Genomic DNA, 11,036 nt, shown 5'->3' with positions numbered 1-11,036 from the left:
ATTTGGTTGTTAATTCAGATACTTAAATAATTATTGTTGTATCGGTGAATCACCAGTGAAGGGGGATTACTAACGGGGTTGTCGCTGAGGTCAAACCGCACATTTCATCGTAAGGCGTGTGTTGTTCTAGCGTCACGCTACTTGGCATATTGCTGCGGTAATGCTCTTTTATTTGGCTTATCGAGTCAAAGCGTACGGGGGTGTTAAATTGATTAGTTAACAGGGTTCCGTTTTCGCTGACAAGGTAAATGTTGCCTTCGAATGATTTGATGGTCAGTTCCATAAAGAGCCTCACAAGCGCACGGCGCAGCATTAACAGTAACTGATCTTACTGAGCAATTACTAAGCGGGATCACCGCGGTGATTAAGGCTTGGCCGCGTGATCAGCAGACACTAGGGCGTGTTGCGGTATGTTCGTTATTGAGCATAGGCGATCTTCGTGTTGGCAAGCGGCGTATTCTACACTGTATAGAAATAGCGCAACCACCGACCAAGCATTACCTGGTGTTGACACCTGTTGTGATGTAGTCGGGTATGGGTACTAGGACCGGTATTGTGGCGTTACAAAGCGTTTAAAGCGGTGGAGAACATGGCAATGATGCTAAGTGCGAGTAGGGTAGAACAGTAAATGTCAAAATATGGTTTAGCAATAGCTCTGGGCTACTTGGGATTGATCCCCTTTGTTTTGTTGGCGTTGTTAACACTGATATTCTTTGAGCAACCATTTACTCGTCAGTTATTACTGCCCTTATTTGAGCACTACAGTGCGCTGATTATTGTGTTTTTAAGCGGTGCCTTGTGGGCTGAAGCTTTGGTAGGGCGTAGTATTGGCGGAGGCAAAACCTTGCTAATAATCTCAAATGCACTGATGCTGCTTGTTTGGTTGATGTTGAGTTTACAAGTATTTGCCGACCTAGCGTTGCGTTTGTCTTTGTATAGTGCATTGTATTTGTTACTGATCATTAGTGAGGCGCGATTGAGAAACTTTAACCCCAACAGCGGGCAAGTGAATAGTTTTAAACGCTATCAAACGATGCGCTGGGTGTTAACCTTAACCGTCGTAAGTTGCCACCTGATTTTGATTTTTAGCTTGGGGAAGTAAAGTGATGACAAGAGATAGAGCTAGGAGCCGGTAATGAGTTACATAGTGTTAGTTGGCGCGTCTTCTGCGATTGCTCAAGCTGTGGCCAAGCAAATCTTACAGCGCAATCAAAAACCCAATCAGTCAGTGCAACAAAAATTGATTTTAATCAGCTCTAAACCGACAACTGAGTTCGAGCACAACGATAGGGTTATTGCCATAGATTGTGATTACTCCGAGCAAGCGATATGCAGTGCAATCGAGCAAGTTGATAAGCGCGTACACGGTGACTGGCAACAGGTAACACAGGTGATTATTTTTAATGGCGTGTTGCACAATCCGTTGATCAGCCCTGAAAAACGACTTGAGGATGTTAGTGCTCACGCACTTAGTCAGTTGTATCAAAGCAATACCATTGTGCCTTTTTTATTCGTCAAACAGGTCGCGCTGTATCTCTCTCATCAGTGTCGGTGCCAATTGATCGTATTTTCAGCTCGTGTAGGCAGTATAAATGACAATAAATTAGGAGGATGGTACGGTTATCGAAGCTCCAAAGCGGCACTGAATATGTTACTGCAAACCGCGGCGATTGAGTTAAGACGGCGAGCGAAACAGTGTATGATAGTAGCCTTTCATCCCGGTACTACCGATACACCATTATCTCGGCCATTTCAGGCAAACGTCAAACCGCAGCAATTGTTTTCACCTGATTTTGTTGCTATAGCGTGCCTCAACGTCACCGCTAACCTCGTATGCGATGGCCACCTGCACTATGTCGATTGGCAAGGAAAGCCGATCGAATTTTAGCCGTACGCAAAGATTAACAGATCGGGTTGCTTGATAACGTAGCGAGCATAGCGAGAAGACAAGCTATTATCAATATGTCCAGATGCGCAAACGACAAACCCATGCCGAAGGTAAAATCCTCTGAGGTCGCGTTTGGCAAAACAGGTAATCGTTCGGTGTTGTTGCTGACAGTGTTGTAATAGCTTACTGGCAATACCTTGATTTCGATAAGGTTTAGCAACAACAAGAGCATGCAAAAACGGGCATTGGTGCTGATAGGAGACGATCACTGATGCAATGATTTGATCAGTGGCGTCGACCAATAGGTAACACACATCATCGCCTAAGAAGCTAGCCGAGTACGCTTGCTGTTTGTAAAAGCGCTTGACTCGCTTTTTATCGGCTTTAATAGCAACGGTGACGTTAAGCAAGGTAGTAATTAGACGCTAAGTGCTTTTTCACCGCGAGCGATACCCAGAGTGCCAGAGCGCACCACTTCAACAATGTCGGTTTCGTTGCGCAGTGCGTCGATAAAGGCACTGATTTTATCGGCCTTGCCGTGAATAGCTAAGGTGTATACCTGTTTGCCCACGTCAACGATATTGCCGTGAAAAATATCGCTTAAGCGGGCGACTTCGGTGCGCGTGCGCGACGTCAGCGCCAGTACCTTAATTAACGCTAACTCTCGTTCGATGTGTTGGCGCTCGGTTAAATCGCTTACTTTAAGCACATCCACCAGTTTATTCACTTGCTTGGTTATTTGTTCAAGCACTTGGTCATCACCAAACGTTGAAATGGTAATTCGCGACAAAGTTGGGTCGTCAGTAGGAGCCACATTGAGACTATCAATATTAAATGCGCGTTGTGAAAAAAGGCCCACAATACGAGATAATGCCCCTGGTTCGTTTTCCAATAACACAGATAAAATACGACGCATTATACTTTTTCTCCTTTTCTCAACCACATATCGTCAATAGCACCAAAGCGCATTTGCATCGGATAGACATGTTCGGTTTCATCAACTAAAACATCGACAAACACCAGACGATTTTTCATCGACAGCGCTTGCTTTATCGCATCGTCGAGCTGATCTGGGTGGTCAACGCGAAGACCAACGTGGCCGTACGCTTCGGCCAGTTTGACAAAATCAGGTAGCGATTCCATGTACGATGAACTGTGGCGACCGTCGTAGAGCATATCTTGCCATTGTCTTACCATACCTAATGAGCGATTGTTTAACGAAACAATAACCACCGGCAGGTTGTATTGCAGGCAGGTCGATAATTCTTGAATATTCATCTGAATCGAACCATCACCGGTGATGCAGACGACATCGGCTTCGGGAAAAGCCAGCTTTACGCCCATCGCGGCGGGAAAGCCAAACCCCATGGTGCCCAAACCACCTGAGTTGATCCATTTGCGCGGTTCTTTAAACGGGTAGTACTGCGCAGCAAACATTTGGTGCTGCCCTACATCAGAGGTAATATACGCATCTCCCTGGGTGTGCTTATAAATGGCCTCAACCACCTGTTGTGGCTTTATTTTTTCTGCATCCGTCTGATAACTAAAGCTATTTAATGCTCGCCATTGCTCTATTTGTTGCCACCAATGGGCAAAGTTATCACTATTAGGCTGATGACCGATAGCATCGAGCTTGGCCAGTATTTGTTTCATCACTGTATCGGCATAGCCAACAATGGGAATGTGGGCGTTGACGGTTTTCGATATTGAGGTTGGGTCGATATCGACGTGAATAATGGTCGCATTAGGGCAAAATTTTTCAACCTTATTTGTTACTCGATCATCAAATCGAGCACCTAGCGCTAAAATGACGTCGGCGTTGGCCATCGCTTTGTTCGCTTCAACACTGCCGTGCATTCCGAGCATACCAATAAAATTGGGGTGCAAGCCACTGATGCCACCAAGCCCCATTAAAGTATTTGTGCACGGCGCGTTTAAACGTTCAACCAACTCGGTTAAGGTGTCAGAGCAATCAGACAGGACAATGCCACCACCGCTGTAAATGACCAAGCGCTCGGCGTTCACTAAACTCTCAACCGCCTTTCTAATTTGTTTGCCGTGTCCTTTAACCGTAGGGCTATACGAGCGAATGTGTGGCGTTTTATCCATATGAAATGGCACTTTGACATTGGGGTTTAAAATGTCTTTTGGCAATTCAATCACCACGGGTCCAGGGCGCCCCGTTTCGGCAAGGTAAAACGCTTTGGCCAGCACATTGGGAATCTCGTTTACATCGCGACAATTAAAACTGTGTTTGACGATAGGGCGCGAGCAACCAACGATGTCGGTTTCCTGAAAAGCATCGCCACCAATTAAGTTTGACGGCACTTGACCGGCTAATACCACCATAGGTATCGAATCCATATAAGCGTTGGCAATTCCAGTTACGCAATTGGTATTACCGGGCCCCGAAGTGGCTAACACGACCCCCGTTTTACCCGTTGCTCGCGTATAGCCATCTGCCATATGCGTAGCCGCTTGCTCATGGCGAACCAGTATGTGGCTGACTTTGTCTTGCTGAAAAATGGCATCGTAAATATCTAACACAGAACCACCTGGGTAACCAAAGATAAACTCAACATTTAACTCGGCCAGTGATTTTGTCAATAATTGTGCACCGCAATAGTGATCTTGTGTACTCATACCCCTGCCTTTGAAATTTTTTTGCCCTAAAAACGAAAAAACCCTCAATCGATAGTTTGAGGGTTTTAATGAATTATTATGCGTATGTTAATGATTCAACAGGCCCCCGTGCCGTGGTAAGACTACCAAGACAATCAGCACAATAGGGAGAAGAATCAGTTTCAACATCGAATAATGAATATTTGCTTTAAGTTAATTAATATTTATATGACTTACTTGAGGTTGTCAACATTATTTTAACAACCGCCTGTAAATCGCCGAATACTAAGCGTTTTTTAATTTACTCAGCGACAAAAATAGATAAAATGAGTGCTTATTTGAAAAATAATCGCGGGGAATTATGAAAACATTTGAAGCTAATTTTGATGGCCTTGTCGGCCCTACACACAATTACGCTGGTTTATCAGAGGGCAATGTGGCCTCAAAATTAAACGCAAATGACGTATCGAGTCCAAAAAGTGCGGCGCTACAAGGTCTAAAAAAAATGAAAGCGTTACACGACATGGGCATGGTACAGGGGGTGTTTGCGCCACAAGAGCGCCCAGATATCTTTTCATTGCGTCGTTTAGGCTTTGCCGGCAGTGATGCACAAGTGTTAGAAAAAGCGTATCAACAAGCGCCGGCGGTTTTATCGGCTTGTTGCAGCGCATCGAGCATGTGGACTGCCAACGCTGCGACGGTATCGCCATCAGCCGATACCAATGACAATAAGGTGCATTTTACCCCCGCCAATTTGACCAATAAGTTTCACCGTTCACTAGAGCCGGAAACGACGGGGAATATTCTCAAAAGTGTGTTTGCCGATGACAAACACTTTACCCATCACCTGCACTTAAACGACAACGATCACTTTGGTGATGAGGGGGCGGCTAATCACACCCGATTATGCAGCGAATACGGTGAACAAGGGGTTGAAATATTTACCTTTGGCAAATACGCATTTAACTCTGAGATGCCAATCCCAAAAAAATATCCAGCTCGACAAACACTCGAAGCAAGCCGCGCGGTTGCTCGTTTACACGGTTTAAGTGACGACAAAGTGGTCTTTGTTCAGCAAAACCCCGATGTCATTGACCAAGGCGTATTCCACAATGACGTGATCAGTGTCGGCAATCAAAACGTGTTGTTTTATCACGAGCAGGCGTTTTTAAACAGCGAAGCGTTTTTAGCCGAAGTTCAACAAAAATTTGGCGCACAAGATCTGCACTTTATCAAAGTCGCAAGTGAACAAGTCAGTGTGGCCGACTGCGTCAGCAGTTATTTATTCAACACTCAAATAATCACCTTAGCCAACGGTGAGATGGCGATTATCGCGCCGATGCACTGTCGTGATAACCCGCGAGTTAAAGCGTACTTAGACGACTTAGTTAATCAAAACACGCCAATCAAACAGGTTAAATACTTCGATGTTAATGAAAGTATGAAAAACGGCGGTGGTCCGGCGTGTTTGCGTCTGCGCGTAGCGATGAATGAAGCCGAACTCAATGCGGTCAATCAACATTGTGTGATGTCTGATGCACTGTATACGCGTTTAACCGATTGGGTTAACAAACACTACCGAGATACCTTGTGCTTTGATGATTTACGCGATCCCGAGTTGCTCGTGGAATCGCGCGAGGCGCTCGATCACTTAACGCAAATCCTCAATATCGGTTCTGTTTACCGTTTTCAACAGTAATCGCTTGTCAGACCCTCGCTAGGCGGGGTGGTCGAACGTCTGCGTTCCGCATAGCAACGCGCCATAGAGCGCGTTGCTTTTGCCTTTGCGCGTGTGCCTACTCAGCGTCGTTTGCTTGTTGCATTAATGCTAAACAATCTTTTATCGCATTAGCACTGTAAATAATATCCGCTTCACTAATATCGAGGTGGGTAACGAGCCTGAGTTTATTGCTGGCTGATACTAAGATACCTTCCGCGTGCAACAAGTGGCCAAGTAATTGAGGGTTAATGCTTGGTGCAAGGTCGAGATACACCATATTGGTTTGCACCGGTTGTACATCGATGCCGGGCACACCAGCTAATAGTTGAGCCAGTTTGGCAGCGTTGTCGTGGTCGCGCTGTAAACGCTCGATGTGATGATCAAGTGCGTAATCCATCGCCGCTGCAACCATACCCGCTTGACGGGTACCGCCACCGACCATCTTGCGAATTCGTCGCGCGCGCTGAATAAAGGCTTTACTGCCGCACAACACTGAACCCATCGGCGTGCCAAGTCCTTTCGAAAAACAAATCGAAATCGAGTCGACGTGTTGACAAAAGTCCTTAATGTCGACACCTAACTTTATCACTGCATTAAAGATGCGGGCTCCATCTAAGTGTACAGATAAACCGCGTTGTTCGGCGAATTGTTTAACGCGTTCGAAGTAGGCAACATCAATAACCTTGCCGCAGTGGCTGTTTTCGAGACTGATCAACTTAGATATCGCAAAGTGTGGGTCGTCAGCTTTAATGACCCGCTCAATATCGCTTATTGCCAGCTCACCTGACGGGGCAACGGCGATTGGTTGTGGCACAACTGAGCCAAGAACCGCGGCACCACCAGCTTCGTATAAGTAGGTGTGATAACCTTGGCCGGTGATGTATTCTTGTTGACGTTGACAGTGGGCGAGCAGAGCGCACAAATTTGATTGGGTACCTGAATTGACGATCATAGCCGCGTCAAATCCAGTCATTTGGGCGAGGCGTTGTTCCAGCGCATTAACACTGGGATCATCACCGTACACATCATCGCCAAGCTCTGCTTCAAGCATCGCTCGTTTCATTTTTTCCGTTGGCTTAGTTACTGTATCTGAACGAAAATCTATCATTGAATTGTTTGCCAGTTTAAAAACGTTTATACGTTATTATCAGCAATCTTAGTGGTTATAGCGAGCCGTTGATAACATTTTGTTGGATTAAAAGTGAATACGCCAAGCCAACTTAACATTACGTCTATCGGCGATGTAATTGGCGGCACTTTGATAGCGCTGGTTAAGGGCGTTGTTGATGTTGACATTGAAACTCACTTGGTCGCTCAAATCAAAACCCAGTCCAATATTAACGTAGTGATAGGCCGGTAGCGTTGCGCTAACATCGTCACTGTCACTGTGATAATAAATGCCACTCGATGCGTACCATCTATCGAAGTTGAGTTGCAGTTGATAACTGGCCGTTTTTTGTGGTCGACGCATCAGCGGTTTGCCATTGCTGCGGTCTTCACTGTTGACATAGCTCAATGCAAACGTGTGTGATAACGCCTGGTGATTGGCCGTCAAAGCAATATCAATACCGCGAATTTCGGCCCGGTCTATGTTTTGCGGTTGCCACAGACCAAAGTCATTTGGTTGCCAACTGATCAAATTGTCGATGTGATTTTCAAATAAAACCAACTCAACGTGACCCTCAATGTTGGTCAATAGTAGACGCTGGCGAAATAATAGCTCTTTGCTGTTAGCGGTTTCAGCGCGTAAGTTGGGGTTGCCTGCACTCGGCCAGTACAAATCATTAAACGACGGAGCTTTAAAACCGCGACTTTGCGATATGGCGACTAACTGGCTGTCACTCAGTTGATAGCCAAGACTGATATTATAGCTATTTTCAGAGCCAATATAATCAATGTCATCGCGACGAATGACGAGATCAAATAGCCAATCATACCACTGCGATTGGCTTAGCAGAAACACGCCGAGGGTGTCTCGACTGGTTTTTTGCCACGATTGAAAACCCTCCACACTGGGGGCGATATCGCTATTGCTGCTGACCGATTCCTTCAATAGCTCAGCGCCAAGCGCAACCGTCACGTGGGGCGAAAGCTGATAGTGATTAAGCGTTGACCACTGATGTTTTTGCGTCGTTATTTGCTCACCTTGCTGTTTATCAATGCCATTGCCATAGGTAAGTGCATGCTGCTTGAGGTAACTGTAGCTGAACTCGTGTTGTAGCCAATCAAGCTTGTAGTGGCTACTTATTTTGATGCTGTCATTCTTTTCAAGTTGTTGGTTAGCATAAAAAACAGGACAGGTTTTAGCTGGCTCTGAAAAACATGGTAAATCTGGATAGCTAGCGTCATAGTCACTATAACTGTGCTCTTTTCGCGCATTAACGGTGAGCAACCAGTTGTCGATAATCGTTAGTTTGCCGTTTGAATACGTCGAAAATCGCTTGAAGCCATCAATGTCGGGCTCGTTAATATCGTACTCAAACGGGTCGGTTTGGTAGGCATTAAAACCATCACTTTTTTCGGCGGAAAACGCCACGGATAGCGAGTTATCACTATCGCCTAGGCCAAATCCGCTATAGGCTTGTTGATATTGATGAGAGCCCAACTGCAGCGCCGCTGCACCTTCATTGGCTTGGTAGGATTTACTGAACAATTGAATTACACCGCCAATGGCATCACTGCCCCACAGCGCCGCGCGTGGTCCTTTGACAATTTCAACCCGCTCGATCATCGCCATATTAATCGCCGAGATATTGGCATAGCCAAGAGACGATGACGCAATTTTGATGCCGTCCAGAAGCACTAGCGTGTGGTTGGCGTTGGTACCGCGCATGTAGATCGATTGCACTTGACCACCACCACCTTGACTGGCCACGTGAATACCGGCAACGCCGTCAAGTAATTGACCGAGGTTGTCACTTTGGCTTTGCTCTATCTGGTGTTGACTAATAACCTCGGTGCTCGCTAACACACTAAATTGCTGTTGTTGACTGCGATTTGCACTTACTACAATATGCTCATCGATGCTCTGTGTGGCCAGACTTTGCCAAGGCTGTAAGCCCAAGAGCAGTGCTGCCAAGGAGCGCCACGGCGGGATTAGGAAAATGATTAGTGGTAAGCGGTAATATATTTTAGCGGGCACGTTATCTAACTCTTAAAGATATTATTGGCGAAATGCATCGATGCGCTCACACAGCATCGCCAGCTCATCAATTAAGCGGTAACTCATGCGGTGCAGGGCATCGGCGTTAGGGTGAATGTATTGCTGTTGAACAACCGCTGTTATCGACGGGTATTTTGACCAGTCAAACCCATCGCTAGTCACTGATTGTGATTGTGGCACAATGATCACGTCAGGGTTGGCGAGTAGAACTTGTTCAATATTAATTTGTGGGTATTGGCTTGTCGCGCTGTTGAACGGATTGTAGGCCCCACAAATATCAAGTTGCTGCTGTGACCACGCATCTTTGGCCACAGTGGTTAGGGGATGGGCCCATAACTGATAAAATACCGATACCCTAGGTCGGTTTTGATAGTGTTTTGTTAACTGGCTGAGCTGTTTTTCAAATAGTGCTGCTTTGCGGTTGGCTAATGATTGATGACCGGTTAATTGACCTAGCCAGCGTAGCTCATCGGCAACATCAGATAGCTGTGTCGGATTTGAAAACAGCACATCTATTCCCAAACTCTGTAATCGCGCAAGGTCATTAATCGGCACGCCACTTTGCCAAGCGATAACCAGATCGGGTTGCAGTTGCAGTATGCGCTCAATATCCAACGCCAAATAGTTACCCACTCGCGGTAACTGCTTGGCTTGCAGGGGGTAGTCTGCGTGTTCAGAGGTGGCAATAATGTGATCATAGGCTCCAATTTCATGGAGCATTTCAACAATATGCGGAGCAAGGGCAACAATGCGCTTATCCGTTGTTTTATCCTGCTGTGGTAGCGTTGTTGAAGGCTCGCTGCTGGTTGCATCGAGCTCAGAAGAGCTGACACTAGGCATAGCAACCGCCATTTGCATTGCCAGTATCAGCGCAATCGAGCAAAGCCCTGTGAGTTGATACATCGACGAGGCAAAGCCTGTTCTGAGACGTAGCCAACTCGGTTTGTTGCTCTGGGTTATTCGGCTTGTCAACGGCAACATGTAAGGGAAGCTTCGAATCGCCATCACCAATCAATGCCTTGTTGGGCCTTAATACCGTTATCAAAGGCGTGTTTAACCGATTGCACTTGCGAGACGGTATCGGCGTAGTCAATCAGGCGTCGATGGCAGTTACGTCCGGTGATCAGCACGTGCTGATGACTCGGTCGTTGCTCGATTGCCGTCATCACCTCATCAATGTCAATGTAGTGATAACTGATCATGTAGGTGATTTCATCTAGTAGTACAACATCGATACTCGGGTCGGCTAACATGGTTTTCGCCGCTTGCCAGGCGTCTTGTGCGGCCTCGGTATCTTGCGCTTTGTTTTGCGTTTCCCAAGTAAACCCAGTAGCCATGACATAAAAATCAACACCGTGCTGGCTTAGCAAATTGCGCTCACCGCAGCTCCAAGAGCCTTTGATAAATTGGACAACGCTGGCGCGTAAGTCATGACCGACGGCACGAGCGACGGTGCCAAATCCCGATGTTGACTTGCCTTTGCCATTACCGGTGATCACCACCACCAGCCCTTTGTCTATGGTGGCGTTGGCAATAGCTTGGTCAACTTCTTGTTTTAACTGTTGCTGTCGTTGTTGATGTTTTTGCTGTTGCTTGTTATCTGTCATCGAGTTACTCGTTTTCGTTTGCTGAATATAAGGAAA

General features: G+C 46.3%; 11 protein-coding genes. 3 read left to right on the top strand and 8 right to left on the bottom strand.

Annotation, left to right across the window (positions count from 1 at the left end; all coding sequences use genetic code 11):
* Nucleotides 1-49: 49 nt before the first annotated feature.
* Nucleotides 50-283 (bottom strand): DUF6482 family protein, encoded by a 234-nt coding sequence (locus ACAY30_RS09175; protein ID WP_290251080.1) that lies wholly within the window; start codon nt 281-283, stop codon nt 50-52.
* Nucleotides 284-628: 345 nt separating this feature from the next.
* Here ACAY30_RS09175 and ACAY30_RS09170 point away from each other — a divergent pair, with 345 nt between their 5' ends.
* Both ACAY30_RS09170 and ACAY30_RS09165 read left to right on the top strand, forming a co-directional pair.
* Nucleotides 629-1,102 (top strand): DUF3429 domain-containing protein, encoded by a 474-nt coding sequence (locus ACAY30_RS09170; protein WP_290251079.1) that lies wholly within the window; start codon nt 629-631, stop codon nt 1,100-1,102.
* Between the two features lie 33 nt (nt 1,103-1,135).
* Nucleotides 1,136-1,888 carry an SDR family NAD(P)-dependent oxidoreductase gene (locus ACAY30_RS09165; protein ID WP_290251078.1) on the top strand — a complete coding sequence of 251 codons (753 nt, stop codon included), beginning with the start codon at nt 1,136-1,138 and terminating at the stop codon, nt 1,886-1,888.
* Here the strand turns inward: ACAY30_RS09165 and ACAY30_RS09160 are convergent.
* Genes ACAY30_RS09160 through ACAY30_RS09150 form a run of 3 tightly spaced genes read right to left on the bottom strand, consistent with a single transcriptional unit; the run spans nt 1,885 to nt 4,531 of the window.
* Entirely contained in the window at nt 1,885-2,298 is a 414-nt protein-coding gene (locus ACAY30_RS09160) for a GNAT family N-acetyltransferase (RefSeq protein WP_290251077.1), read from the bottom strand. The genes ACAY30_RS09165 and ACAY30_RS09160 overlap by 4 nt on opposite strands.
* 8 nt (nt 2,299-2,306) lie before the next feature.
* Nucleotides 2,307-2,804: an acetolactate synthase small subunit gene (ilvN, locus tag ACAY30_RS09155; protein ID WP_290251076.1), complete on the bottom strand. Its 498-nt coding sequence runs from the start codon at nt 2,802-2,804 to the stop codon at nt 2,307-2,309.
* The gene (locus ACAY30_RS09150) at nt 2,804-4,531 is read right to left on the bottom strand and encodes an acetolactate synthase 3 large subunit (protein ID WP_290251075.1); all 1,728 of its coding nucleotides are present in this window, start codon (nt 4,529-4,531) and stop codon (nt 2,804-2,806) included. Before ACAY30_RS09150 ends, ilvN begins: the two co-directional genes overlap by 1 nt.
* 340 nt (nt 4,532-4,871) lie before the next feature.
* Here ACAY30_RS09150 and astB point away from each other — a divergent pair, with 340 nt between their 5' ends.
* Complete coding sequence (astB, locus tag ACAY30_RS09145) at nt 4,872-6,209, top strand: N-succinylarginine dihydrolase (RefSeq protein ID WP_290251074.1); 1,338 nt, start codon at nt 4,872-4,874, stop codon at nt 6,207-6,209.
* A gap of 97 nt (nt 6,210-6,306) precedes the next feature.
* Here the strand turns inward: astB and ltaE are convergent, their stop codons facing one another.
* The 4 genes from ltaE to cobO all read right to left on the bottom strand — a co-directional run bounded on the left by ltaE (nt 6,307) and on the right by cobO (nt 11,000).
* Complete coding sequence (gene ltaE / locus ACAY30_RS09140; RefSeq protein ID WP_290251073.1) at nt 6,307-7,338, bottom strand: low-specificity L-threonine aldolase; 1,032 nt, start codon at nt 7,336-7,338, stop codon at nt 6,307-6,309.
* A gap of 87 nt (nt 7,339-7,425) precedes the next feature.
* On the bottom strand, nt 7,426-9,372 hold the full coding sequence (locus tag ACAY30_RS09135; RefSeq protein ID WP_290251072.1) for a TonB-dependent receptor domain-containing protein: 1,947 nt from the start codon (nt 9,370-9,372) through the stop codon (nt 7,426-7,428).
* Nucleotides 9,373-9,393: 21 nt separating this feature from the next.
* On the bottom strand, nt 9,394-10,398 hold the full coding sequence (locus tag ACAY30_RS09130) for a cobalamin-binding protein (protein WP_290251071.1): 1,005 nt from the start codon (nt 10,396-10,398) through the stop codon (nt 9,394-9,396).
* Entirely contained in the window at nt 10,398-11,000 is a 603-nt protein-coding gene (gene cobO / locus ACAY30_RS09125; protein WP_290251070.1) for a cob(I)yrinic acid a,c-diamide adenosyltransferase, read from the bottom strand. Before cobO ends, ACAY30_RS09130 begins: the two co-directional genes overlap by 1 nt.
* Between the last annotated feature and the right edge of the window lie 36 nt (nt 11,001-11,036).

This window comes from Thalassotalea ponticola (assembly GCF_041379045.1).
Taxonomy (GTDB): Bacteria; Pseudomonadota; Gammaproteobacteria; order Enterobacterales; family Alteromonadaceae; genus Thalassotalea_A; species Thalassotalea_A ponticola.
The sequence above is the reverse complement of the archived record's forward strand: the minus strand, read 5'-3'. Positions and strand labels throughout refer to the sequence as shown.